Raw genomic sequence first — 25,243 nt, 5'->3', positions numbered from 1 at the left:
TTGATGAGCATGAAGATCTCGTCCTCGCGGGTGTGCATGTGGAACGGCGGCGCCTCGCCCTTGGCGACGTCGAACCTTCCCACGGTGAGCCGGCCTTCCGTGGCCTTGCTGTCGAGGAGGACGGAGAACGTGCCGCCGTCCAGCCATTCGAGGGTCTGCTGCTGTTCGCGCTGGGCCAGGAAAGCCATGGACATGACGCGGATCCTTACGTAAGTGGGTGCCCTGGAAGAGCAATTCCGGTACGTGGGGGCATGACGAAGCGGCAGTGGAAGAGCCCGCTGACGCCGAGGCTGCTCGGGGCGGAGGCGGGCATGAAGGAAGGGGACAATGCCGCCGATGTCGTGCCCGACCAGGCGGACCGGGCCCGTCAGCCCCAGGACCTGGAGCAGCTCGTGCGCGTCGCGCGCCTGGTTGTCCTTGTCGTAGCCGGTCTCCGTGATCGCCGAACCACCTTTACCACGCAGGTGGTTCGCCGGTGTACACGCGGTCGGCGAGGGGGCGCGACGTGTACCGCTCCTGCTGGTGCCGGGTGACATGGGCACTGGGCAGTCCAGGGCGCCGGGCGGGGCGCAGGCCAGCCTCCAGCTCCACTCCCCGCCCGGCCGTCATGTCGGGTGGTGGCGGCGACTGGTTCAGCTCTGGGGGAGTAGTTCCATGACGATGCCGATCATCTTGCCGCCCTTGTCGGTGGTCCAGTTCTCGGCGAGTTCGGCGAGGAGCTGGTTGGTGGAGGTGATGGTGGCGCCGGCCTTGTCCATGCGGCGGACGGCGATGTCATCGGCGATCTTGGACGGGGAGCCTCCGGCGTCGGCGACGACCTGGACGGGGTGTCCCGCCTCAAGGGCGGTGAGGGTGGGGAACACGGTGCAGACGTCGTTGGTGACGCCGGCGATGATCAGGTTCGTGCGGCCGGTGGCCTTGACGGCGGCGGCGAAGTTCTTGTCGTCGAAGGCGTTGACGACGCCCTGGCGCTGGACGCGGGCGGCGAACTCCTTGGGTGCTATCTCGGCGAGCTCGGCCAGCAGGGGGCCCTGGGCGTACTCCTCCATGGACGAGGTCAGCACCAGCGGCATGTCGAGGGCCTTGGCGGCCTTGGCCAGCGCGAGGGCGTTGGCCTTCATCTCCTCGAAGGCGATGGAGCCGACCCAGCTCATGGTGCCGACCTGGTGGTCGATGAGCAGCATGGCGGTGTTCTCGGTGGTGAACGCCTCACCGGTCTCTACGGACATGACAGGCCTCTTTCGGGAGTGTGGTGCTGTGCTGGATGTGGGAGTGGTGGGAGCGGATCAGTCGATGGCCCCACAGGTGATTCCGGCGATCGGCGGGATTGCCCGGCCGATCGGTCTCCATTCGCTGGCGTACGCCCTTGGAGCTGTTTTCCACCGGTTTCACAACCCGGCTCCGGCCTGGCCGGGTGCCCTTCCGCCAGCCATCGTGCTCTTCGCACTCGCTCCTCGCACCTCGGGAAGGGACTGTCGCGGGAGGCGGGGTTGGAACGCGCAGGCTCCGTCCGGTGTCTCAAGGGGGCGCTGGATGTAGGCGTGTTGGCCGGTTAGCCACGCTCCGTTCGGCTGTTGCGACGAGGAGGCGAGGCTTGGTCTTCTGGTACTGGGTCCGGTTGCCGGGCTGGGCATGCGACCGCCTCCTGTCGAGGCGACCACTCCTGTCGTATTCATGATCGTATGAGTCCGCTGTTGGCGATGAGTGTCTGGCCGGTGATGAATGCGGCGTCGTCGGAGACGCGGAAGGAGAGCATTGCCGGTGAGGTCCTCGGAGACCTGCGGTCGCCGGATGGCCTGCATCTGGGGGGACGGCCTTGAACAGGTCGGCCGGTCCGGCTTCGGTCGTGGCTGGTTGTGTGGACCATGCCGGGGGTGATGACGATCCGGTCCCAGCCCTGCTCGCGCATGCCCGGGGTGAGGTCGGTCTGCACGGCGACGGCCCGGCCGCCCATGTCGTGGATCTCCTTGACGGCCGGGGTGGCGTTGGCCCGGTCCGGTACCGCGACGGCTGCGATCTGGCGGCCAGTCCGAGGACGTAGGCGCGACCGATCCCGCCGACGGCTCCGGTGATCACGGTGGTCCGCCTCTCATGCCGCCCAGTCACCGGTCGCCTCCGGCAGCAGTACGGCCGGCTCCGCGACGAACGCGACAGACCACGGCGCCGCACAGGTAGTTTCGATGCTCGCGGGGCAGACCTTGATCGAATCGGACATGGTGACTCCTTGGGGGATCAAGCCCGCGTCGCCCTCCACGGCGCGGGATGCGGCGGCCACTCGGTCGGCACTCGCGTCCTCGGGGCGGGCGCGCCCCCGTCGGAACCGTGCCGGGAGGCGACCGGTGTCGCGGCAACCGCGGTGCCAGGGAAAGCAGCATCTGCAAGCACGGCCGGGAGCTGTGCCCGGTCCGCATCCATGGCATCGCCTCGTTCCATCGGGCCTGCGGACAACTGCGCATGTCGGCTTCGCATGACCCTTACTGTGAATACACACTACGCTCATGCGTGTGCTTCTGGCCATCTATCCGAGTGGCATGAGGAGCGCAGTACGGCACCCCCGAAGTGCTATCTCACCAGGTGCCACCTGCGAGATTGGCCAATATTGACACCCGCATGGCGAGCGAGCGAAAAGGCGTCTAGCTTAGCAAAGTGTGTGCATTCTGAGCTGAGCTTCCAAGGCTTCAGCTCCGTGACGCTTCGGAAGCCCCCAGGGCCTCTACAAGAAGCACCACTGACTTATGCGCGGAGCCACCCTCTACTCGCTCCACCTGCTGCTGGACAAGCACGCCGGAGACGTCCTTGAGCTGGTCGACGAAGTCGCCGAGCGCGTCCAGCTCTAGGCGGGGTGGCGGTCGGCGACCCTCGGCACATCGAGGAGATCACGGTGATTCCGCGAGCTCCCGGCGGTGTCCAGGAAGTGCCCGCCATGCTGTCGCGCCTGCTGGAAGCCGACACGGTGATCGTGTCCGATGCGCACGATGCGGTGTGCTGGGCGCTGTCCGAGCAGACCGACCTTCCCGCCTGCGCCCGCGGTCGCGCCACCTGTCCGTGTGAGACCTTGCCAACCGATGCGGCGGATCCACCGCACGCCCTCGCGGTGCCTCCGCGCTTGGCGACGAACGAAACGACCCCCTCCGGTCCGGGGATGCCGCGGCCCGATCGTGGTGAGCCGGGCGTACGGCACCTGCCCGCTGCCTGCCGCTGCTGGTGCGTGGCCGTGCCACGTTGCGTCTGCTCTCCTCGTCTGCTCTCCTCGTCCATCGGGCAGGTCATTCTCGCCTACCTGCCCGGGAGCCTCACGGACGAGGTGCTGGGGGAGGGGCTTCGAGGCACCTACATTCGCTTCTTCGCTGTGAACGACCCCCCGTCTCCGCGTGCCCCTTCGCGAGCGCCTCCAGCTTCGCGATCCGGCTGATCACGCCCGGATCGCGGAGCTGAAGGCGTAGGTGTCCGGCAACCTCATCGGCTCCGCCGCCCTCCACGTCGGCTGGGCGGATCGGCGATCAAGATCCTGCAGAGCTGAACGGAGCGGTCAGCCCCCGTACGACCAGCCCAGACTCAGGCCACCGTCGATGACGAGCGACGCCCCCTGCAGGTAGCGGGCATCCTCGCTCGCCAGGTAGACGGCAGCGGCGGCGACCTCGTCACTGGCTCCGATCCTCCCGGCCGGGATGCCCGTGACAGCGTGCGCGAGCATCGCGGGATTCGTCGTGATCGGTTCCGTCGCCGGGGTGTCGATCAGTCCAGGCCTGATCTCGTTGAAGGTGATGCCCGACCTCCCGTACTCCAGCGCCCAGGTGGTGGTCAGAGCGCTGATGGCCGCGTTCGCGGCGCGGTAGGCGGCCGCGCCGGGATACGGCTTGGGATTGGCCGACACGGTGATGACCCGTCCCCAGCCCGCCTCGCGCATCGACGGAATCGCTGCGGCCGTACAGAAGAACGCGCCTTTCAGCTTCGTCGAGACCACGGCGTCCCATCGCTCCTCAGAGAATTCCTCCGAGGGGCCGACGTCGAAGATCCCGGCCGTGTTCACCAGGATGCCGACCCGCCCGAACCGGTCGACGACCTGCTCGATCAGCCGACGGCCTTCGTCGACGTCGCTGACGTCGGCCCGGACGAACTCGGCTCCGATCGCTTCGGCGGCCGCTGTTCCCCTGCTCTCGTCACGCGCACCGATGACGACGCGGGCTCCCCGCGAGGCAAGGGCCCGGGCGATCGAGAGCCCGATGCCCGAGCTCCCTCCGGTGACGACCGCGGTACGGCCGGCCAGTGCCCCCTCCCGGTCCGACAGTGTGCTCTCCACGGCGGCTCCTTCCGTCGTCTCGCCGTCAGACCAGTGCGCCATTGACCCGTACCGTCTGACCGCTGACCCACTGGCCGTCGGGCCCCGCCAGGAAGGCGACGGCCGCGGCGATCTCCTCGGGCCGGCCGAGCCGGCCGAAGGGCGACGAGGCCTCCATGGCGCCGCGCATGTGCCCCGACGTCGCCCGGAAGCCCTCGGTGTCGGTCGCCCCGGCGGCGATCGCGTTGACGGTGATCCCGAGCGGTCCGAACTCCTTCGCGGCGATGGCTGTGAGGGCCTCCCCCGCGAGCTTCGCGGGAGTGCCGAGTGCCGTGCCCGGCAGCAGCAGCGACGTCAGGCTGGTGGAGATCGCGATGATCCGGCCGCCCGGCTTCATCGACTTCGCCGCCTCCTGCATCATCACGAACGGCGTCACGAAGTTGATGGTGACGTTCTGCCGGATCTCCTCCGTCGTGATGTCCGCGAGAGGCCGCGCCTCCCCCGCGCCCGCGTTGTTCACGAGCACGGCGATGGGGCCGAGGGTGTCGATGACGGTTTGCACGACCCCCCTCATCCGGTCGGGGTCGGCCGCGTCCACCTGGAGGGCGAGGGCGCGGCGCCCGCTCGCTGTGACGGAGGCGGTCGCCTCCTCGGCCGCGGCGGTGTTCCCCTTGAACGTGAAGGCGATGTCGAAGCCGTCCTCGGCCAGACGCTCCACGACGGCGCGGCCGATACCGCGCGAGCCGCCCGTGACGAGTGCGACGCTCATCTCGTGCCTGCCTCGGTGCCGGGGTCGGCGGGCGACTCCCAGAACGCGTCCCACGCGGACACGTCGGCGAAGTGATCCCAGATCTCGACCGCACGGCCGTCGACGAACCGCCAGATCACGCAGATCATCTGCGCCTGATCGAGGCCGGCTACACAGACGCGCGCCAGCCGGCATGCACGCAGTGCGGCCGTCTGCGCTTCCTGGCCCACCTCGTTCCCGGCGGTCGGATCTGTGAAAGCTGCGGGGCCTCGGCCCTCGGCTGTTGGCCAGGCGGGAGGTGACTGTTCCCAGTTGTTGGTGAAGGGTGACACTCCAGGATTCAGCGTCTGCACCGAGGCGCCGGTGCCCCGTGGTGTGAAGCTCACGGCCAAGCCGTCCCTCCGCCTCGAGGTCGTCGCCCAGCGCATACGTGATGTCGATGCTGCGCTCTACGCCGGCATCAGGTGACGCCAGGACAGCTGAAGTCGGCCTGGGGAGCACGGGAAACCGGCTCCCTGGGTGCGCGAGGTAAAGCGCGTCTGTGAGTGTCGTCTTGCCCGCGCCGTTCGCACCGATCAGCACACTGAACCTGCCGGGAAGGTGACAGCTCATTGGAGTCTCTGCGCTCGCGCGCAGACCGCTCACTTCGACGCGGCTCAGATGCATGGCTGATCCCCCGATCGGCTCGGTCACTCTGCGAACATCATCGCTCAGAAATGTGCTACACAGGGCCTCCTTTGATCGTGGTGCTATCTCGGTGGCTGCTGGAGGTCACCTGCTCCGACCGCACACGGCAGCGACCAGGTCTGGAGGCGCAGCATCAACTCCTGGGACCGCTCCTTCGCGGCCACCCAGGATCGCGCGCGCCGTCTGGACGGGCTGCCCGAGGCCTGAGCGATGTGGTGGCCACCCTGCTCGGCGAGCTAACGTGACCTTTGCGCGCGCGTTCTGGCAGGCGGCCAACTCCTGGGTAAGGGACGCCTGTTCCGCCTCAACGGCGGCGAGCTGCCAGTACATCTTTTTCGTCACACAGTCTGTGAGGTAGGTGCACCGGTCGCCTGGGAACGAGGGCAGCCACTGGGCCGGGTCTCGGTTCCCCCTCGATCTATTTGTCGCCGCCGATACCACCCGCAGGGACCGCGGATCACCGACTCGTTCGCGTAGCGCTCCCGCCCAGCCGCAGACCACGTCGAAGTGCCGGAGTTCCAGGCTTCGGCCATCGGCACGACGCGGTGGATGTCTAGCTTGTGCGCGTCGTCCGGGCAGGGGGCGACGGGGCCGTTTGGTCCGCTACTGGTCCGGGAGTATTCGCTTGAGACGCCAATCGTGGCGGGAGGTTGTGAGGTGATCGCGGAGAGTAGCGCAGGTGCAGAGGTTGCCTGGAGCGGAACGGAGTCTCCAGGCAACCGTGAGCGATCTTCGCGGAGCGGACGCCTACCTCTCTGCCGCCCGCAGGCGCTGGGCCGCCGTGTCTCCGCGCCGACCGACCGGTACGACACCTGTCGCGGCGCCGAGGCCGTATGCGGGCATGTCGACGTACACCGATTCGTAGGAGCCCGCCGGGACGATGAACGTCTCGTGCCAGATACCCACATGACCTTTTCCGGCGCGTGCTCGCCGGTTGAACTCCGTCCACGCGGGCCGGTGTTCCTTGTCCTGCTGGTGGGCGTAGGCGAGGAGCCGCTCCTTGTCGGTCCAGTACTGGACGACGTAGAAGTCCCGGAGGCTGCCGTAGAGCACCTTGTAGCCGAGAAGCCCGCTGCCCTTCTCCTCCGACAGCTCGCGCAGCATGCGTGGCATCGACATGAATGCCGGAAACCAGCTGGAGAATGCTCGCAGCCGGTTGATCCGTAGCCCTATGTGGAAGACGACGATGTCGCCTTCGGCGGCGGCGGTGTTGCGCCCCGAGACCACTTTCTCGGACATGAATCTCCTCCTTTCTCCCTCGCGTTGGCTCAGTTCATTGCCGGACCAGTGAGCGGGACTTCGCACGGATCACCCAGAAGTGGATCACCAGCCCGACACCCCAGCCGAGAATCGACCACAAGGGCCAGAAGAATCGGTCAGGGGTGAGGATGCCCCACAGCACCACCTGGGCCAGATTGGCGACGACGTACCAGAAGAGATGGATCCGCAGACCCCACCTCATGGCCTTTTCGCTCTTGTGCATGTTCCCTCCCATGGATCATCGGACTGTTACTGCGTGAGCGTCTGCTCCTGCACGGCTGTCTCGATGAGGCCCACCGTCGCGCCCGGCCGCGAGACGAACACCATGTGCGAGGCACCCTCGACCACCTGGGTCTTCGCGCCGGAGCGCTGGGCCATGAACTCCTGCGTCGCCGGTGGGATGATCCGGTCGGCGCCGCTGATCAGGTTGTAGCTCGGGATGGTGTGCCAGGCCTGCGGACCGGCGGCGGGCTCGCCCAAGGCGGCGCCGGTGGCCGGGCGCTGGGTGATCGAGTAGAGGGCGGCTTCCTCTGCCGACACGTCGGCGGCGAAATGGGGATGGAAGACCTTCGGGTCGATGTAGAGGTCGACCTGGCCGTCGGGCAGCGGCACAGGCTTGAGGGACTCGCCCACGGTGCTGCCCGGGAACTTCTCGACCAGTGCTTGCGCGCTCTCGCCCGTCTCCGGCACGAACGCCGCCAGGTAGACCAGTGCCTTCACGTTCGCGTTTCCCTCGGCGGCAGTGGAGATGACTGCACCGCCGTACGAGTGCCCGACCAGCACGATCGGTTCCTCGATGCTGTCCAGCAGTGCTTTGACGTGTGCCGCGTCAAAGGCGAGCCCTCGAAGTGGATTCGGCGCGGCGATCACTGAATAGCCGTCGGCGACAAGCCGTTTGGTGACGGTGGTGAAGCCGCTGCTGTCGGCAAAGGCTCCGTGTACGAGCACGATCGTCGGTTTCCCGTTCAGCATGGACCAGCCTCTCCTCGGGCGTGCGGATCGACGCAAAGCTATGGCGTCGCACTGGACGGGGATTGAATGAGGCCGGCACCTGGTTCCGGGTGGGCTTCACTGATCATTCAGTCGACGTCAAGCCGGTCCGGCCAATCTGAGCGCCTCGGAGGACAGCTGACTGGGGGGTGCCGATGGTGTCGGACGAGGAAGCCGATGTCGTGGTGATCGGGTCGGGTATGGGCGGCCTCTCGGCGGCGCGCGCGATCGCGCAGTTCGGCGGGAAGCGGGTTCTCGTCCTCGAACAGCACTACACGCTCGGCGGGATGACGCACGAGTTCTCCCGCGCCGGGCGATACCGCTTCGGCACCGGGCTGCACTACATGAGCGCGGACGCCGGCCCGTTCCTCGGGTTCATGACGGACGGACGGGCGCAGCTCTGGCCGCTGCCGGACGAGTACGACGCGCTGCACTTCCCGGGGTTCGACTTCGCCGTACCCGCCACGAAGGAACGGCTCCGGGCGCGTCTGAAGGAACGGTTCCCCGACGAGGCCGACGCGATCGACGGCTTCTTCCGGACCACACGCCGGGCCATGGCCGGGCTGACCGCGCGCAATGTCCTCGCGTCGTTCCCCGCCGGCGTACGGAAAGCGGGTACGCCCGTCGTCGAGCGGCTCTTCCCGTCGGCGTACCGGTCGTTGCGGGACCAGGTTGCCCGCAGTGTCCGCGATCCGGAGCTGCGGGCCGTGCTGGCCGCGCGATGGGGGCTCTACGGCACTCCGCCGGCGTCGAGCGCGTTCGGCTACCACGCGGCGGTCCCGCTGACCTTCTTCATGGAGGGCACCGCGCATCCCGTGGGCGGTCCGCAGGAGCTCAACCGGGTCGTTCTGGAGATCCTCGCGCGGTACGGCGTGGTGCTGCGCTCCCGGCAGCGGGTCCATGAGGTCGTGGTCGAGGGGGGCAGGGTGGCCGGTGTCGACGTCGAGGACACCGCCAACGGCCGCCGGTACCGGGTGCGGACGGACACCGTCGTCTCGGCGGCCGGAGTGCGCAACACGTACGCCCTGATCGGGAAGAGCCACGAACTGGCGGAGCTGCCCGCGGAACGGTCGGCGGTCATGCTGTTTCTCGGGCTGGACCGGTCGCCGGCCGAGTTCGGGCTGCGCGGCGAGAACCACTGGTTCATGCCGGATCTCGACGAGCACGACAGCGTTCATCGCCCTTTGGGGCAAGGCACGCTGTACGTCTCGTTCGCGTCGCTCAACAACCCCGCCGCCCGGTTCCACACCGTGGAGCTGCTGGAGATCGTCGACCCCAAGGTGGTCGACCAGTGGCGCGGGACCCCCGAGCACGAACGGCCGGACAGCTACCGGAAGTTCAAGGACGAGCTGACCGAACGGCTGATCGCCCGCCTGGAGGAACGCTGGCCCGGCTTCCGGGAGACGATCGCCTTCGCGGAACTGGCGACGCCGCTGTCCTTCGAGACCTACCAGCACAGCGTGCTGGGTTCCTTCTACGGGCTCGCGGCGACTCCCCAGCGGCTGCGCTCCGCGCGGGCGGGATGCCGTACGCCCGTCAAGGGGCTCTTCGTCGCCGGGCAGGACGCCTGGGGCTCCGGTGTGGTCGGGGCGCTGGCAGGCGGGCTGATGGCGGCGAACGCGGTCCTCAAGCCCCGGCAGCTCGGGACGATGTGGCGGGCCATCCGTTCCGGCGGGGTGACCCGGGACCCGGCCCCGCCCGGGGAAGGTCCCTGGGAGGGCTATCTGCGCGTGGCCGGTGTCGAGGCGCTGACCCCGACGGTCCGGCGGATCCGCCTGGAACCCCTGGCCGGGGGCACTATGCCGTTCTCGTTCGCCGCCGGACAGTACCTGAAGGTCGAACTGCCTGTCGCCGTCGAACCGATCGAACGCTCGTACTCGATCTGCAGCGGCCCCGGGGAGAACGGCTTCGTGGAGATCGCGGTCAAGCACGAGCCGGACGGGCTCGGTTCGGGTTTCCTGCACGAGGAGCTGGAGGTCGGGCTCGCGCTGCGGGTGAGCGGTCCGCACGGCGAGTTCACCTGGCGGCCGGGCACCGGGGAGAAGGGCACCGGCGAGGACGGCACGCTCCTGCTCATCGCCGGGGGCGTCGGCATCACCCCGCTGATGAGCGTGCTGTACGCGGCGGCCGACGCCGGTCACCCGGGGCGGATCGTGCTGCTGGCGAGCCACCGGACCCGGGACGAGGTGCTGTTCGAGGCGGAGATCTCGGCGCTGCGGGCCCGGCTGCCGGGGCTGACGGTGTCGGTCTTCACGACGGACCGGCAGGGACGGATCGGCCTCGACGAGCTGCGGCCCCATGCCGGTCCGACGACCCGGGTGCACCTGTGCGGGCCCGCGTCGATGATGAGCGACCTGATCGGCCGTCTGACGGAACTGGGGGTGCCGCGCGAGGCCGTCCGCACCGAGGCGTTCGTGTCGGGCCGGAGCAGGGAGACCCGCCGGGAGAAGGCCCACGCCATCGCCGTCGCCGCCGCGGCGGCCGGTGTCACCGAGTTCGTGATCGGCACGGCCGACGGCACCCCGGCGTTCGTCTGCGGCCCCGGGCAGTCCGTCCTCGACGCCGCCAACGCCGTCGGCGTCCCGTTTCCCCAGTCGTGCGGCGAAGGCGCCTGCGGCACCTGCCGGGTGCGGGTGCTCTCCGGCGCCTACGAGACCGACACTCGGGGGATGTTCTCCGCCGACGAACTGGCGGCTGGCTGGCGGCTGGCCTGCCAGACACTGCCCACCGAGGACCTGGTGATCGGTCAGTAGGACGGGCCGGCCGCAACCAAAACGGCGGGCGAGGCCGACGCGGCGCTCGACCGGGCGGACCCGGTCATCGAAACGTACGCCGAGAGCCTGCCGTTTCTGCTGCGGGCACGGGTGTCGCGGGCACGCGGTGAACCGGTCGCCACCCTCCGCGCCGTCGCCGAGCGGGCGCACGCACCGTCCGAGCCACGTCGAGAACCCGGCCCGCGCTCATCCGCCATCACGTCGGAGAGCAGTTCGTCCAAAGGGCGCCGGGCGGGACGGGTTCACGTCCTGCTGAATTGGCGTCGCCCAGCGGTCGCCTCAGCGCATGGACCCAGGCTGCGAAGCAACCGTAAAATGAATATGCCGCAGCCGATCGTGGTCGGGCCGTGAGTGGGGGGTAGGGGTGGGCATGGCTTCATCCGGCGGACATCTGCGTCTGCAGATTCTCGGTCCGTTGCGGATCTGGCGGGACGGCGTCGAACTGGACCCCGGGCCTCGGCAGCAGTCGCATCTGCTCGCGGTGCTGCTTGCCCGCGCGGGCAAACCGATCAGTACGAGCGAGTTGGTCGACCTGATCTGGGCCGAGGACGTCCCGGCGTCGGCGGTGAACATTCTCCAGAAGTACGTCGGCGCGTTGCGACGGCTGCTCGAGCCGCTGCTGCCCGTCCGCGAAGCCGGATCGTTTCTCCACCGTCGCGGCAATTCCTACCTTTTCGCCGCCGGCCCTGCCACGCTGGACCTCGTCGCCTTCCGAGAACTCGTCGATGCCGCCGGGGCCGCGCTGACTCGGCACGATCACGAAGTGGCCCTCGATCACTACGTCGGAGCGCTCGGGCTGTGGCACGGCTCGGCGGGCGACGGCATCGCCGACGGGACAATCGCCACGACGGTCTTCGCCGCACTCGACAACGAGTTCTACGACGCGTGCACGACGGCGGCTGAGCTTGCCGTGTCGATGGGACAACCGGAGCGGGTGCTCGCGGCTCTGCAACTGGCCGCGTCGATGGCACCGTTCAACGAACCCGTGCTGGCCGGTCTCGTCGGCGCTCTCGGCGCCGCCGGACGCCAGGCGGAGGCGCTGGCGGTGTTCCGGCAGGTCCGCGACCGGCTCGCCGACGAACTCGGCATCGACCCGGGTCCGGCACTGGAGGACGCACAGCGGCGGATACTCACCCAGCTCCCGGCGCCGCCGCCGGTGCGGGAAGCGGACGAGGAAGTCGGGCGGACCACGGCGGCCACCTTGATCGGTCGGACCGAGGAACTCGCCATGCTGCGGCGCATCGTGGAGCGCGCACTCGCCGGCGACACCGCGATCGGCGTCGTCGAAGGCGAACCGGGCGCGGGCAAGACCCGGCTGCTGGAGGAGGCCGCCGCCGTGGCGGGCCGGCTGGGAGCACTCACCGTCTGGGGCTCCTGTCTGGAGGGCGACGGGACACCGGCGATGTGGCCGTGGGAGCAGGCACTGAGCCAGGTCGTCCACAGCCTGCCCGTTCCGGCGAGCGAACAGTGGCTCACCGGCGGGCTGGGCAGCCTCCTCGCGGCGCGGGACGACGCGACCCGGGAACTTCCCGACGGCAACGCCCAGTTCCGGCTGTTCGAACAGGTCGTCGCCCTCGTCGGACAAGCCTCGGCGCGGCGGCCGACACTGCTGATACTCGACGATCTCCAATGGGCCGACGCCACCTCCCTCCAGTTGTTGCAGCACCTGGCGGGACGGCTGCCCCACGGCACCGCGCTCATCGGCGCGTTACGCGACCGCGCACCCACACTCGGCTCGGACCTCTCCCGGGTGCTGGCCGCCGCCAGCCGGCTGCCCGGTCACCGGAGGTTCCGGCTCGGTCCGCTCGGTCCGGCCGACGTGGCCGAACTCGTCCGTCACGAGGCCGGCCAGGATCCCGGCGACGCCGTCGCCCGCGCCATCCATGCCCGTACCTCCGGCAATCCGTTCTTCGTCCGTGAACTGTCCCGGCTTCTCAGCGGGAACGGCGCGATCGGCGACGGCGACACGTCCGCCTCGGCCGGGGTCCCGTCCACCGTCCATGACGTCGTCCGCGACCGGATGGCCGGGCTCGACGATCGCGCCCGCGACCTGCTGCGTGTGGCCGCGCTCATCGGTCGCGACGTCGACCTCAGGCTGCTGTCCCGTGCCACCGGTGTGGACGTCGCGGACTGTCTCCACCGTCTGGAACCGCTGCATACTCTCGGGCTGCTCGAACCCGGGCCGAATGACCCGTCCTCGCTCCGCTTCGCGCACGACCTGGTGCGCGAGTCGGTCTCCGAGACCGCGTCCAAAGTGCAGGTCACGCAGCTGCATCTGCGTGTCGCGGACGCGCTCGAACAGATCCATGCCGACGACGAGGACGTTGCCGAACGCCTCGCGTACCACCTGTGGGCCGCCGGCCCCCTCGCCGAGCCCGTGCGCGTTGCGGAGGCGCTGATCCGCGCCGGGCGCCGCGCGGCAGCCAAACTCGCCTTCGAGTCCGCCAACCGACAGCTGCGCTCCGCCGTACAGGTCACCCGGGCTTCCGGACTCATGGAACTGGAGTTCTCCGCCCTCACGCTGCTCGCCATCGTCGTCAGACGACACGCGGGGTACGACGCCTCCACGTTCGATCTGCTGGAGCGGGCCGAGTACCTGGCCACCGCCCTCGGCCGGGAGGCGGAGGCCGCCGACTTCCTCTTCATCCGCATGATGGGTGCCTACACCTCCATCGAGAAGGGCCGTGGGGAGTTGGCCCGCCGACTGCACGAGCTGGGTCAGGTGTCCTCCGATCCGGCCGTCCGACGCTACGGCCGGCACGCCTGGGGCCTGCATCAGTGGGACATCGGCAACATCGGCGAGGCGTACCGGTCCTTCACCAAGGAGGATGTCGCCGCCGTCGGCGGCACCGTGGCCCCGGACGAGGAGACACCGCTCCGGCGGGACGGCAGCATTCCGGGGGAAGGGCCCGGCTGGCGGGCGGTCATGACTGCGCTGCACGGTGATGTCGACGTGGCGCTGGCTTTCGTCGACACCTGGGACACCCCGGGGGACCCGTACGCGGCCTCGGTCTGGGTCTACTACACGACCATGATCACTTCCATGGCAGGGGACGCCGAAGCGGCACGGCGAGCCGGCGAGCGGTGGGCTGCCGTCGGCTTCGTGCGTCTCCGCTCCCACATCGACCTCTACATCCGGCAGTTCTGGTGCTGGGCACGCGCCCTCACCGGCGAGAATCCGGCCGGCGCCGCGACCGAGGCCGAGGAACTCCTGACCGCCCACCTGCTCGACCCGCCGCAATGGGGCATCGCCTACCACTACGCGCTGATCGCCGAGATGTGGCTGGCAGCCGGATCGCCCGATCGGGCCGGAGCCGCTCTCGACCGAGCCGACCAGGCGATATGGGACTTCGGCCAGCGTTACGCCGAAGGGCTCCTCCTGCTGCTGAAGGCGCGTCTGCTGCAGGCCCGCGGCGCACCGCACCCCGCTGTCCGGGCCGCCGTCGAACGGGCCCGCACGCACTCCACCGCACGCGAGGCGCACCTGTTCGCACGGCGGGCCGAACAACTCTCCCAGGACCTGGAGGCACCGCATGACCGCAGATCCTGACGTGGAGCAGAGCGGGCTGACGGCCCTGGCCCGTGGGCTCTCGGCGCCGAAGGGCTTCGTCGACGCCAGCTTTGCCGCACCCGCCCCCGGAACGATTCGCCTGCTGGGCGGCATCCCCGCGCCCGAGGCTCTGCCGGTCGAGGAGATCGGCAAGGCATCGGCCCAGCTGTGGCAGGCCCCCGACGCCGCGACGGCGAGCCTGCAGTACACACCGGCGCGCGGATCCGCCGCGCTGTGCGACTGGATCGCGCGACGGGAGGGCGTCGACCCGAGCCGGATCGTGGTGACGAACGGTGGCATGCACGGCCTCTCCCTGGCGGTGCTGACCGTGGTCGAGCGCGGTGCCACCGTCGCGGTGGACGATCCGGTGTTCCCGGGTTTCCTGTGGGCCTTGGAGGTGTCGACGACACGGATCCTGCCGGTACCGGTCGTGGCCGACGGCTTTGATGTCGAACACCTCGCCCGGCGGCTCGCCACCGGCGCCCGGATCGCCGCCGCCTACACCGTGCCCGACTTCCACAACCCCGCCCAGGTCAGTCTCTCCGCGCCGAAGCGGCAGGCACTGATCGAGCTCGCCGAGCGGTACGGCTTCTACGTGATCGTCGACAATCCGTACCGCGAACTGCGCTTCGGCGGCCAGGACCAGGGCGTCGCGGCCTTCAACCAGTCGGATCGGGCGATCCACGTCAACACCTTCACCAAGACCCTCGGCCCCGGCTGGCGCGTGGGCTGGCTGGTGCTGCCCGACCATCTCGTGGACCCGGTGACCCGGCTGCGCAACCGCCTCGACGTCCACACATCCTCGGTGACCCAGGCGATCATCGAACGACTGCTCACCGACGACGTCCGGTTGTTCGACCGGATCGTGAGCGGCGCGACCGCGCTGTACCGGGAGCGCGCCGGCGTGCTGGTCGACGCCCTGCGGGAACAACTCCCGGGCGCCCTCCACGTCGTAGCCCCCGAAGGCGGGTTGTTCCTCTGGCCGCGGCTCACCGACGACTCCGTGGACCCCGCGGCGCTGTTCCGGCGGGCGGCTGCCCACGGCGTGGTCTACCAGCCGGGCGAGTACTTCGCGGCGGACCCCCGGCAGCGATCCTCGGCCCGGCATCTGCGGCTGTCCTACAGCGACCGCACCCCGGAGGAACTGCGGGAGGCCGTACGCCGGTTGGCCCTGGCTTTCTGAAGACACCCCTACCGCGGATCTCCTGGAGGCGTTCATGACCGACGTTCGGCTTCCCCTGCGCGCACTCGTCCCGTTCGCCGCCGGTTCGGTCGGCATGGGCATCTGGGTCACCGTGCCGGGCATCTTCCTGCTGTACTTCCTGACCGACGTCCTGGCCGTGCCACCGTCCGTGGCCGGTATCGCGCTCCTGCTGCCGAATGTCGCCGACATCGTGACGCACCCGTCGGTGGGCCGGCTCTCCGACGCCGACTTGGCTCGCACCGGCCACCGCCGGAGACCGATGCTGGTCGGCTGTGTCGTGGTGCTCGCCTTCGTGGCCCTGTTCGCCGTGCCGTCGGATCTGCACGGGACGACCGCCGCGATCTGGGTCTCCGTGGCGTTGGTCGTCGGCAACCTGCTCTACTCGCTCTACCAGGTCTCCTACCTCGCCACACCGGCCGACCTGGGTATCGGCTACCACGAGCGGACCCGCCTCATGGGCTACCGCGGTGTCGTGATCATCGTGAGCGTCCTGCTCGCCGGAGTGGCCGCGCCGCTGGTCGCCGGGGACGATCCGAGCGTCGGCGACTACACGAGAATGGCCCTGCTGCTCGGCGCGGTCATGCTTGCGGCGATGCTGGTCGGTATCACCGGTGTCGCCCGCCTCAACCGGGCTGCGCCCGGCACTCCGACCCCGCCGGGGCACCGCGGCGGGCTGCTGGTGGCGCTGCGCGACCGGCAGTTCCGTGCGCTGACCGCGTCCTATCTGACCGTCGCGATCACGATGAACCTGGTACTGGCCGGCATGCCGTACTTCGCCGAGTACGAGCTGGGCCGCTCCTCCCTCACGTCCGTGCTCATCGCGGCGTTCATGGCGCCGGCGGTCCTGACCACGCCCCTGTGGGTATTGGTGGCCCGGCGTCTCGGCAAGCAGCGCAGCCTGCTCGTCGCCCAGGCCGCGTTCGTGGCCGGCTCGTTGGTGCTGGCCCTGGGCGCCGCGGCCGGCCTGCCCCTGCTGATCGCGGCCGTGGCGGTGCTGGGCGTCGCGTTCGCCGCGATGCAACTGATGCCGCTGTCGATGGTGCCCGACGTCATCGCCGCCGCCGGGCCGGCCGGTAGCGCCAGTGCGGGCAGTTACACCGGCGTGTGGACCGCCGCCGAGGCCACCGGCGGCGCGTTGGGGCCGTATGTGTACTCGGCCTGCCTGGCCGTGGGCGGGTTCGTGGCCAGTAGCGCGGGCGAGCACACCACGCAGTCCTCCGGCGCGCTGGCGGCCGTCCGCTACGGCTTCACCCTGGTGCCGGCCGTGCTCATGACGATCGCCGTTGTGCTGCAACGCCGATACACCCTGGACGAGCACGCCCATACGGAACTGATAGTGAAGCAGCCCCTGTAGGGCGCCCGGAATTCTGTTCAGTGCCCGTCAAGTAACCGGCTCTACGTTCATCAGCGAGAACACCGGATACCGAAGGGCATACATCGATGACGACAACTCGCCGGGGGCTGTTGGCCGGATCCGCCGCCGTCGTGGTGGGCGCCGCGCTCGACGCACCCGCCGCGCAGGCACACACCACGAGCAAGCCCACCGTGGTCCTCGTACACGGCGCGTTCGCCGACGCGTCGGGCTGGAACGGGGTCGCCTCCCGGCTCATCCGCGACGGCTATCCGGTCGTCGCACCGCCCAACCCGCTGCGTGGCGTGGCCTCCGACTCCGCCTATCTGGCCGGCATCCTCGCGACTCTCAGCGGCCCGCTCGTCCTCGTCGCGCACTCCTACGGCGGCATCGTCGTCACGAACGCCGCGACCGGCAACCCGAACGTGAAGGCCCTGGTCTACGTGGCCGCGTTCGTGCCCGATCAGGGGGAGACGCTGCTGGGCCTGCAGACGAAGTACCCGGGAAGCAGACTCAGCGAGGCGGCGCTGGACTTCCGTCCCTACGGTGAGGGCCTCGTCGACGGCTACATCAAGAAGGAGTTCTTCCACGATGTGTTCGCCGGGGACCTGCCCAAGGCGACGACCGAGCTGATGTGGGCGGGCCAGCGGCCGGCGGACGTGCGCACCCTCGGGGAGCCGTCCGGCGCCCCGGCCTGGAAGACCGTTCCGTCCTGGTACCTCGTGGGCCGCGACGACCAGGTGCTGCCCCCGGCGGCGCAGCGGTTCATGGCGCGCCGGGCCGGCGCACACACCTTCGAGGCCGACACCTCACATGTCGCGATGATCGCGCGGCCCGCGGCGACGGCCGCCCTCATCAAGCGCGCCGCGCGCTGACACCAGGAGGGGGCTGAGATGTCGATGTTCGAGAGGCTGGGGCGGACGATGGTCCGCCGACGGTGGTGGGTGATCGGCCTGGCCGCGGCCTTCCTGGTGTTCGGCGGCATCTGGGGCACGCGGGTCTTCGGCTCGCTGACCACCGGAGGGTTCGACGACCCGGCTGGCCAGAGCTCGCGCGCGGCCGCACGTGCCGAGGCGACCCTGGGCCGGACCGGCAACGACGCGGTGGTCCTGTACACCAGCCCCGGTACGACAGTTGACGACCCGGCGTTCCGGCGAGCCGTCACGGAGACGCTCCAAGCGCTTCCCCACGACGTGGTGACCCGGACCGTCACCTATTGGAGCACCGGCAGCCCGGCCCTGGTCAGCCACGACCGGCACGCCACCTACGCGGTGCTGACCCTGGCCGGCGACGACGAGGCGCAGCGCGGCGAAGAGCTGGACGAGATCGAGAACGAACTGGCCGCGCCCGGCCTGCGGACCCAGGTCGGCGGCGCCACCACGGTCGACCGCGACATCCGCGAGCGGGTCGCGGCCGACATCGCTCTCGCCGAGACGATCTCCATACCGGTGCTGCTCGTGCTCCTGGTCGTCGTCTTCGGCAGCGTGGCCGCGGCGAGCCTGCCGCTCGCCCTCGGCGCTCTGGCCATCCTCGGAGCGTTCACCGCGCTGCGCGGGATGACCTATCTGACCGACGTCTCGGTCTTCTCGGTCAACGTGGTGACGATTCTCGGGCTGGGCCTGGCGATCGACTACGGCCTGTTCATGGTCGGGCGGTTCCGGGAGGAGAGCGCCCGCGGGCTCGGCGTCGAGGACGCCGTCGCCCGCACGATGGCCACCGCCGGCCGTACGGTCGCGGTCTCCGGCGTCACCGTCGCCGTCTCGTTGGCCGGACTGCTGATCTTCCCGATGGCCTTCCTCCGCTCGATGGGCCTCGGCGGTCTGTCCGCGGTCGTGGTGGCGATGGTGGCGGCACTGACCGTGTTGCCCGCCCTGCTCGCCGTCCTCGGCCCCCGGGTCGAGGCACTCGCGGTACGACGGCTGCTGCGCCGTCCGCCGCCGGCTCTCCCGCGGGACGAGGTCGCGCACGGGTTCTGGTACCGCCTCGCGCACAGCATCATGCGCCGCCCGGTCGTCTACGCGACCGGGGTGCTCACGGTCCTGCTGCTGGCCGCCGCGCCGTTCCTGCGCGTCGAGTTCGGCGGCATCGACCCGAGGGTGCTGCCGACAGGTACCGAGAGCCGTGTGGTCTCGGAAGCCATCGACCGGGACTTCGTCCAGAACGGTCAGGTGCCGATCGAGGCGATCGTGACCTCGTCGGACCGGGCCGCTCTGGAGCGCTACGTCGACGCCGTCCAGGCTGTCGACGGGGTGTCCGGAGCCGAGGTCACGGGTCGGTCCGGCGACGTCGCGAGGGTCACGGTCAGGTACCGGGGCGACCCCATGTCGCCCGAGTCGCGGGATCTCGTGAGCCGGATCCGGGCCGTACCGGCACCACCGGGAGGTGAGGCGCTGGTGGGTGGCCAGACCGCGCAGTTGGCCGACCAACTCCACGCCGTGGGGCGTCTGTTGCCCTGGATGGCGCTGATCATCGGCGGCGCCGGCTTCGTCCTGCTGTTCCTCGCCTTCGGCTCCGTCGTGCTGCCGGTCAAGGCGATCGTGATGAACATCCTGTCGCTCGGCGCGTCGTTCGGCGCACTGGTCCTGATCTTCCAGGACGGCCATCTGTCGGGTCTGTTGAACTTCACCTCCACCGGGACGCTGGAGGCGACCCAGCCGATCCTGGTACTCGCGGTCGTGTTCGGGCTGTCGATGGACTACGAGGTCTTCCTGATGTCCCGGATCCGCGAGGAGTACGACCGGACCGGCGACAACACCGCGGCGGTCGCGGTCGGGCTGCAGCGCAGCGGCCGGATCATCACCAGCGCCGCGCTGCTCATCCTGGTCGTGATCGGGCTGTTCTCCATCTCCGGAATCACGTTCATCAAGCTGATCGGGGTGGCGATGCTCATCGCCGTCCTGGTGGACGCGACGATCATCCGGGCGCTGCTGGTACCGGCCACGATGCGTCTGCTCGGAAACGCGAACTGGTGGGCGCCGGCGCCCCTGCGGCGCTTCTACGCCCGCCACGGCCTCCGGGAGGGCGACGACCCGCCCCCCACGCCTGATCCCCGTCCCGCACCGGCCCGTACGCCGTCCGACTGACCCTCCTGCCAAGGACGAGACGAGGCGAGACGATGCATCAGCGCGCATACGACAGCCAGTGCACTGCCGCGGAGCAGCGGCACACCTCCGCGAAGTCGCCCATCAGGAATCCGAAGCCGACGTTGTTCGCCCTGGCGTTGGGGACCTTCGCGATCGGCGCCGGCGAGTTCGGCAGCAACGGCATCATCCAGCTGTTCGCGTCCGATCTCGATGTGTCCGTTCCGGTCGCGACCTACGCGATCACCGCGTATGCCTTCGGGGTGATGATCGGCTCTCCGGCGATCACCCTGCTCGCCGCCCGGGTCAACCGGCGCACTCTGCTGCTCGGCCTGATCGGACTGTTCCTGGTCGGCAACGGACTCTCCGCCCTGGCATCGGACATCGCGTCGTTCGTCGTCTTCCGGTTCGTCGCGGGCAGCGTGCAGGGCGCGTTCTTCGGCGCCGGGGCAGTCGTCGCCGCGTACGTGTACGGGCCGGGCAAGGGCGGCAAGGCGTTCGCCACCGTGATGGGAGGACTTACCGTCGCTACCATCGCCGGGTCGCCGCTCGGCACCTTCATCGGCCAGCACGCCGGCTGGCGCGTCATGTACGGGACCGTGGTCGCCGTCGGCCTGCTCGCCGGAGCCGCCCTGATGGCCTGGCTGCCGCGCACCGATGACCTGCGCGGCAGCTCCCTCACGGGCGAACTGGGCGCCCTCCGGCGGCGGGGCGTCTGGCTGATGGTCACCGTCGCGGCGTTCGGCATCTCCAGCATCTTCGCCGTCTACACGTTCATCGGCCCGTTCGTCACCGACGCGGCGCGGCGGGACGCCTCGCTCATCCCGATCGCGCTCGCCGTCTTCGGCCTCGGCATGGCGGTCGGCAACCACGTCGGCGGACGTGTCGCCGACCGGTACGAGAACCGCGGTCTGATCTCGGGCTATGGCGGTGCTCTGGTGTTCCTGGTGCTGATCGGTGTGGCAGGCGGCAACCTGGTGATTCTGCTGCCCTGCCTGTTCGGCGTCGGCGCGACCATGATGTTCGCCATCCCCACCATCCAGGTCCGGTTGACCAGCTTCGCACCGGACGCCCCGACCCTGATGGGAACGCTCAACCTGGCCGCCCTCAACCTGGCCAACTGCCTCGGCGCGATCGGCGGCGCGGTCGCCCTCGACGCCGGCTGGGGGACCCTGTCCACCGTGTGGGCCGGCTTCGTCCTCACCACCGCGGGTCTGCTCCTGTACGTCATGACCGTCGCCCGGGTGAAGCCGGCGCCCGTTCCGGTTCGCGTCTGAACAACTTGACTCGTCCGGTCGATCTCGTCGTGGTGGGCGCCGGCCCGGCCGCCAAGAGCGCCCGCATCGGGAACCATCGGGGCTTCCCGCACGGAGTCAGCGGCGAAAGGCTGAACCGTCTGGCGATGGTCCAGGCGCTCACGTTCGGTGTACGGATCCACTCGCCCTGCGCGGTGGCCCGCCTGGACCTCTCAGGGGAGCAACGGCCGGCCGTCCCGCTGGGGGACGGCGCACGCATTCGGTGCCGTGCGGTGATCGCCGCGAACTGGGCGCACTACCGGCACCTCGACCTGCCGCGACGGACGACTTTCGAGAGGTCCGGTTGCGTCCGGAACGCCACGACCGAGCTGGACGTCCGAGGCCTTGAGTTTGGTCCGCTCCTGGTCCGGGACGGATCCGTTTGGAGCTCTGACAGCAGCGCTAGGTGTTGAGTTGATGACGGAGAGTGGCATCTGTGTCCGGTTGCCTGGAGCGCAACGACGCCTCCAGGCAACCGACTTCAGACTCTAGAAGAACCCAAGTTTCTTCGGGCTGTATGAAACAAGGAGGTTCTTCGTCTGCTGGTGGTACAGGCGGTACAGCCTTCTGACCAGCAAGGATGTCGGTCCGACGGGTTCAATGTGGGGAGTTGGCCCGCGTATGGTCCGGATCTTGGTGGTAGTGAGGCGTGTTGTACCGCGGTGGTTCGGTTGGTAGCAGGGGACAGACGGCGAGCGAGATGAGGCGTGATACCTCGGCGCGCATGGCCGTCTTGGACGGGCCGAAGGGGTGTTGGGGGCCGCTGACCCGGCGAAACCTGGGGATGATTACTGGGCGGGTGGCTGCGATGCGGTGGTTCTGGAAGAAGGCGATCGTCGCGATGGCCTGCTGGAGTGTTTTCTTGCCGGGCGATGCTCAGGCGTCGGTGATTGGTTGTGAGGTGGGGGCGGGTGCTGGGATCTCTGGAGCGCTTTGTGGCCTCCCGCGGTCGGGACGCGGTCTGGAAGGTCGGCGGCGGTGGCCCACTGCTGATCGTGGACCGGACCACTCTGGGCGATGGCGCGATCCGGTCCCACATGGCACACGTAGGCAAAGCCCGTCTCAGGGCGTCCAGCCAGTCCAACCCGAGTATTTGCGTCCAGTTCGGGACCGTTGGGCGGGAGGGTGTCTATGGGGTTGGTGATTCGCCCGTGACACGAGGACCTCGTCCGTTGAGCGCGACGGATCGGTGGCCTAGCGCTGGTGTTCGACCAGTTGGCCGAAGAAGTCGTGGAGCATCGCCGGAGCTGCGCTGAGGCCAAGCTCATGGCCGCCGAAGCGGTAGACCTGGTACCCCTTGAGTCGTAGAGATCGGTCCTCGGACACCATCTTTGAGTAGAGCCGTGGCGATGCCATGTCCCCTTCGGAATAGTGTTGCTGGCCGTCTACCTCCACGACGATCCGCACTCCGCGGGGGAGGAGGAGCAGGAAGTCCATGCGTTCACGGCCGAGGACGCTGTCTCTGCCTCCGCGTTCCAGGCGGGTTCGCGGGTCCAGGTGCAGGTACACCTGCGGGATCAGCGCGGGGTAGTGGGCTCCGGTCCCGTCGATCGGGTAGCGCCGACAATAGGCGCGGAACACCTTCCGCTCTGGGGACACCCATTCGGGCCGCTTTGGATCGCGGTGAAGCGACGCCGACAGCCGCTTGTAGAGTGCGCGGCCTACGTCCTGATCGGTTGCGTCCTCCGCGAAGGGCGCATGAGTGCGCCACCAAGTGATCAAGTCGCCCCAGGTCAGGCCGGCGGCTCCGAGGGCCTGGTCGTACTGGAGGCAGAACTCGCCGTTCTTCACCAACAGGACGTCGTTGTTGATGGCGTCACCGAGAACGAACTCCGGCTTGGGGCCATCCGCGGCGAAGAAGAGGTTCTTCATGGCCCCGGACACCCCGGCGCCGACCGAACGGGCGGTGAAGACCTGTGCGTTGCTGATGGTGTCCACGGCGGTGAGCTCGTAGCCGTCGTGGGCCAGGGTCTCGTTCATCCAGGCGCGGAGCCTTTCGACCTCGTCGGCGTCGGTGCGCACCGCCGGGTGCAGCATCTCGGCCAAAAAGCGCAGGAGTTCGTCGTCGCCGTCGGCGAGAGCGAAACGCTCGTCGCGCCAGATCCAGTCGGCCTCCCAATCGTCCGGATCGAGGATGCAATGGTGGCCAATGTCCTCGGCGGCGGTGACGTGCTTCGGGTCGAGGCTAGGCAGGTTGTTGAGGTCGTACAAACGCTCTAGGAACTGCAGTTCGTCAAGGGTCCCCCACCAGGCGGTCGGAAGGCCCTCGCGCAGTCGCCGGCGGGTGACCTCGGTAATGCGGTGCGAGGACACCCGGCCCGGTGCGAGATGAGGGTGGTAGGCGTCCAGCTTCTTCAGCACGGGCTCGAAAATGCGGCCTAGGTAGCTGCGACGGGCTTCGTAGCTGTCGCTCATCCCCTGCTGCTTCCAGAAGCTCTTGAAGCTCTTGAAGTCGCGGAACGGAAGCTCTAGGGGCGTCTTCAGGCGCCGGAGGACTCCGGTGAGGGACCTGAGGAGGAGGGCGATCTCGTCGTCATCAAGCCGCTGGCCCCCGCTGGTACCGAACGCTTCGAGTTCGGTCCAGGCGATGCGGGCCAAGGCGTATGCGGCGTCCAGATCGGTCACGTCGTCCAGCGCGGTGGTGCGAAGGCGCTCGATCCGCACCGTAGCCAGGCCGGTCCTCGTGAAGCTGAAAGGCGCTGTGCCGACTGGCCGTTCGACGAGGAACTGAAGATTCACCACATCGCCATTCTCCGATGAGGGCGGCGACGAGGAGGCCCAGTGGGCAAATTCGACGCGCCAATAGTCCAGATCTGTTGGTTTTCGGTACCGACCGGATGTTGATCGAGGAGTCAGCTGGGGCGGCTTGTCAGCAGCCTGTCGCCCAACGCATCTCTTCTAGGTACTCCTGCTGGAGGTCGCCGAACTCCTGGAGGGCACCGGAGTAACCCGCTTGGAGCAGCCAGGCCAGGTCGTGGACCTTGCGGATCTCGTCGTAGAAGTTGATATTCGTCTGGACAGGGCGTGCAGGTCTGCTAGCCGTACCTGCGCCGATGTGGGCGTAGCGGAAGGTCTCCCCGGTCTGGTCCATGTCGTCGAGCCACTGGAGTGTCGCGAAGGACTCCGGGTCGATCTTGTTGTTCGGCGCTTCAAGGTCAGCGATCAGGCCAAGGTAGCGGTTCAGCCGTTCGGTCAACTTCCTGATGCTGTGGCTGTCCTCGCGCAGTTTTTCGTCGATCCGGTCGGGTCGAAGATTCTCACCACGGGTGTCGTACTCGCCGCGACGGATGATGATGGCGGCCTCCCGGATCAGCCCCTTCAGGCTCAACTCCACGCTGTGCCGGTAGTTGTAGTAGATCGGGATCGGGAGGGAGTCGTCGGGGCCGTTCTGGCTCCACTCCGTTGCCGAGAGCTCGGCTACACGCAGGTATCCGCCAGCGATGACGAGGTCATCCTCGTGCCGACCGCCGATGACTGCGATCTCGTGAGCGGGCCACTTGGGCCTGGGGAGGTCCATCTCATGAGCATGGACCTCCCCAGGTCGGGATACCACCGGATTCCGTCTCCGGTCAGATGCCGGGTGACCAGGCTGCGTGGCAAGTGGGCTCGGGTTTGAGCCACGCCTCGATCTCGTCCGCCTTGGTGGTGCTGTTGCCTCGACTGTCGAGCACCTTCGATGTGATGAAGGAGGTGGCATACTGCGACGTGATTCGGACGTTGTCGATGATCGAACCGTTGGTCGGTGCAGCGGAGATGCGGATGAAGGCACCTCTGAGCCGCTCGAAGTAGCTGTCGAGCAGGGCCTAGCCCTTCTTGCGGTAGGGGGCAGGCAGGCGAACCACTGGCAGACTCGTTTGCCCCGCGCGAAGTCGCATCACAACGTCATCGGTCAGCACGCTGGCACCCGTGCCGGGATACATGTGCTGCTCTCGACCATCGGTGGCCATGCCACCTAGGCCAAGGACTAGAGCGGGAAAGCGCTGCCGCGATCGCATTCTTACCCGCGGTCTCCCTCGATTCGGGGA

At 68.8% G+C, this 25,243-nt stretch carries 17 protein-coding genes and 2 pseudogenes; 8 read left to right on the top strand and 11 right to left on the bottom strand.

The window, feature by feature from the left end; all coding sequences use genetic code 11:
• The 3 genes and pseudogenes from ACWD4O_RS12365 to ACWD4O_RS12355 form a co-directional block, all read right to left on the bottom strand.
• A pseudogene (locus tag ACWD4O_RS12365) lies at positions 1-194 on the bottom strand (cupin domain-containing protein); the annotation flags it as partial.
• 438 nt (positions 195-632) lie between these two features.
• On the bottom strand, positions 633-1,229 hold the full coding sequence (locus ACWD4O_RS12360; RefSeq protein WP_451279653.1) for an isochorismatase family protein: 597 nt from the start codon (positions 1,227-1,229) through the stop codon (positions 633-635).
• A gap of 860 nt (positions 1,230-2,089) precedes the next feature.
• Positions 2,090-2,215: a hypothetical protein gene (locus tag ACWD4O_RS12355; protein WP_451279652.1), complete on the bottom strand. Its 126-nt coding sequence runs from the start codon at positions 2,213-2,215 to the stop codon at positions 2,090-2,092.
• 493 nt (positions 2,216-2,708) lie between these two features.
• Here ACWD4O_RS12355 and ACWD4O_RS12350 point away from each other — a divergent pair.
• Positions 2,709-2,980: pseudogene (locus ACWD4O_RS12350) on the top strand (Dps family protein); the annotation flags it as partial.
• A gap of 549 nt (positions 2,981-3,529) precedes the next feature.
• Here ACWD4O_RS12350 and ACWD4O_RS12345 read toward each other — a convergent pair.
• The 6 genes from ACWD4O_RS12345 to ACWD4O_RS12320 form a co-directional block, all read right to left on the bottom strand.
• A complete protein-coding gene (locus ACWD4O_RS12345) occupies positions 3,530-4,300 on the bottom strand; it encodes an SDR family NAD(P)-dependent oxidoreductase (RefSeq protein WP_451279651.1) in 771 nt (256 codons plus the stop codon).
• 25 nt (positions 4,301-4,325) lie between these two features.
• Entirely contained in the window at positions 4,326-5,048 is a 723-nt protein-coding gene (locus ACWD4O_RS12340; protein ID WP_451279650.1) for an SDR family oxidoreductase, read from the bottom strand.
• A complete protein-coding gene (locus tag ACWD4O_RS12335; RefSeq protein WP_451279649.1) occupies positions 5,045-5,257 on the bottom strand; it encodes a hypothetical protein in 213 nt (70 codons plus the stop codon). Before ACWD4O_RS12335 ends, ACWD4O_RS12340 begins: the two co-directional genes overlap by 4 nt.
• A 1,204-nt stretch (positions 5,258-6,461) precedes the next feature.
• Positions 6,462-6,953 (bottom strand): DUF4188 domain-containing protein, encoded by a 492-nt coding sequence (locus ACWD4O_RS12330; protein ID WP_451279648.1) that lies wholly within the window; start codon positions 6,951-6,953, stop codon positions 6,462-6,464.
• Positions 6,954-6,987: 34 nt separating this feature from the next.
• Positions 6,988-7,197 (bottom strand): 2TM domain-containing protein, encoded by a 210-nt coding sequence (locus ACWD4O_RS12325; RefSeq protein WP_451279647.1) that lies wholly within the window; start codon positions 7,195-7,197, stop codon positions 6,988-6,990.
• A gap of 26 nt (positions 7,198-7,223) precedes the next feature.
• Positions 7,224-7,946, bottom strand: coding sequence for an alpha/beta fold hydrolase (locus ACWD4O_RS12320; RefSeq protein WP_451279646.1), 723 nt, complete (start codon positions 7,944-7,946; stop codon positions 7,224-7,226).
• 173 nt (positions 7,947-8,119) lie between these two features.
• On the opposite strand from ACWD4O_RS12320, the gene ACWD4O_RS12315 reads away from it, so the two are divergent.
• The 7 genes from ACWD4O_RS12315 (at position 8,120) to ACWD4O_RS12285 (ending at position 21,200) form a co-directional block, all read left to right on the top strand.
• Positions 8,120-10,717 carry an FAD-dependent oxidoreductase gene (locus tag ACWD4O_RS12315; RefSeq protein WP_451279645.1) on the top strand — a complete coding sequence of 866 codons (2,598 nt, stop codon included), beginning with the start codon at positions 8,120-8,122 and terminating at the stop codon, positions 10,715-10,717.
• Between the two features lie 391 nt (positions 10,718-11,108).
• The gene (locus tag ACWD4O_RS12310; protein WP_451279644.1) at positions 11,109-14,288 is read left to right on the top strand and encodes a BTAD domain-containing putative transcriptional regulator; all 3,180 of its coding nucleotides are present in this window, start codon (positions 11,109-11,111) and stop codon (positions 14,286-14,288) included.
• Complete coding sequence (locus ACWD4O_RS12305) at positions 14,272-15,471, top strand: aminotransferase-like domain-containing protein (protein ID WP_451279643.1); 1,200 nt, start codon at positions 14,272-14,274, stop codon at positions 15,469-15,471. The genes ACWD4O_RS12310 and ACWD4O_RS12305 overlap by 17 nt, the downstream gene beginning before the upstream one ends.
• A 34-nt stretch (positions 15,472-15,505) precedes the next feature.
• Positions 15,506-16,846: an MFS transporter gene (locus tag ACWD4O_RS12300; protein WP_451279642.1), complete on the top strand. Its 1,341-nt coding sequence runs from the start codon at positions 15,506-15,508 to the stop codon at positions 16,844-16,846.
• Between the two features lie 86 nt (positions 16,847-16,932).
• On the top strand, positions 16,933-17,718 hold the full coding sequence (locus ACWD4O_RS12295) for an alpha/beta fold hydrolase (protein WP_451279641.1): 786 nt from the start codon (positions 16,933-16,935) through the stop codon (positions 17,716-17,718).
• Between the two features lie 18 nt (positions 17,719-17,736).
• Entirely contained in the window at positions 17,737-19,926 is a 2,190-nt protein-coding gene (locus ACWD4O_RS12290) for an MMPL family transporter (protein WP_451279640.1), read from the top strand.
• Positions 19,927-19,958: 32 nt separating this feature from the next.
• Positions 19,959-21,200 carry an MFS transporter gene (locus tag ACWD4O_RS12285; RefSeq protein WP_451279639.1) on the top strand — a complete coding sequence of 414 codons (1,242 nt, stop codon included), beginning with the start codon at positions 19,959-19,961 and terminating at the stop codon, positions 21,198-21,200.
• Positions 21,201-22,412: 1,212 nt separating this feature from the next.
• Here the strand turns inward: ACWD4O_RS12285 and ACWD4O_RS12280 are convergent.
• Both ACWD4O_RS12280 and ACWD4O_RS12275 read right to left on the bottom strand, forming a co-directional pair.
• The gene (locus ACWD4O_RS12280; RefSeq protein WP_451279638.1) at positions 22,413-23,960 is read right to left on the bottom strand and encodes an AbiJ-related protein; all 1,548 of its coding nucleotides are present in this window, start codon (positions 23,958-23,960) and stop codon (positions 22,413-22,415) included.
• A 127-nt stretch (positions 23,961-24,087) separates the two neighbouring features.
• Positions 24,088-24,735, bottom strand: coding sequence for a hypothetical protein (locus tag ACWD4O_RS12275; RefSeq protein ID WP_351902274.1), 648 nt, complete (start codon positions 24,733-24,735; stop codon positions 24,088-24,090).
• Positions 24,736-25,243 lie beyond the last annotated feature (508 nt).

It is taken from the genome of Streptomyces sp. NPDC002623, from assembly GCF_053592635.1.
The sequence above is the reverse complement of the archived record's forward strand: the minus strand, read 5'-3'. Positions and strand labels throughout refer to the sequence as shown.

Coding starts and splice junctions, on each gene's coding strand:
- ACWD4O_RS12360 (WP_451279653.1), bottom strand. CDS start 1,229: ATGTCCGTAGAGACCGGTGAGGCGTTCACCACCGAGAACACCGCCATG.
- ACWD4O_RS12355 (WP_451279652.1), bottom strand. CDS start 2,215: ATGTCCGATTCGATCAAGGTCTGCCCCGCGAGCATCGAAACTACCTGT.
- ACWD4O_RS12340 (WP_451279650.1), bottom strand. CDS start 5,048: ATGAGCGTCGCACTCGTCACGGGCGGCTCGCGCGGTATCGGCCGCGCC.
- ACWD4O_RS12330 (WP_451279648.1), bottom strand. CDS start 6,953: ATGTCCGAGAAAGTGGTCTCGGGGCGCAACACCGCCGCCGCCGAAGGC.
- ACWD4O_RS12325 (WP_451279647.1), bottom strand. CDS start 7,197: ATGCACAAGAGCGAAAAGGCCATGAGGTGGGGTCTGCGGATCCATCTC.
- ACWD4O_RS12320 (WP_451279646.1), bottom strand. CDS start 7,946: ATGCTGAACGGGAAACCGACGATCGTGCTCGTACACGGAGCCTTTGCC.
- ACWD4O_RS12315 (WP_451279645.1), top strand. CDS start 8,120: ATGGTGTCGGACGAGGAAGCCGATGTCGTGGTGATCGGGTCGGGTATG.
- ACWD4O_RS12310 (WP_451279644.1), top strand. CDS start 11,109: ATGGCTTCATCCGGCGGACATCTGCGTCTGCAGATTCTCGGTCCGTTG.
- ACWD4O_RS12305 (WP_451279643.1), top strand. CDS start 14,272: ATGACCGCAGATCCTGACGTGGAGCAGAGCGGGCTGACGGCCCTGGCC.
- ACWD4O_RS12300 (WP_451279642.1), top strand. CDS start 15,506: ATGACCGACGTTCGGCTTCCCCTGCGCGCACTCGTCCCGTTCGCCGCC.
- ACWD4O_RS12295 (WP_451279641.1), top strand. CDS start 16,933: ATGACGACAACTCGCCGGGGGCTGTTGGCCGGATCCGCCGCCGTCGTG.
- ACWD4O_RS12290 (WP_451279640.1), top strand. CDS start 17,737: ATGTCGATGTTCGAGAGGCTGGGGCGGACGATGGTCCGCCGACGGTGG.
- ACWD4O_RS12285 (WP_451279639.1), top strand. CDS start 19,959: ATGCATCAGCGCGCATACGACAGCCAGTGCACTGCCGCGGAGCAGCGG.
- ACWD4O_RS12275 (WP_351902274.1), bottom strand. CDS start 24,735: ATGGACCTCCCCAGGCCCAAGTGGCCCGCTCACGAGATCGCAGTCATC.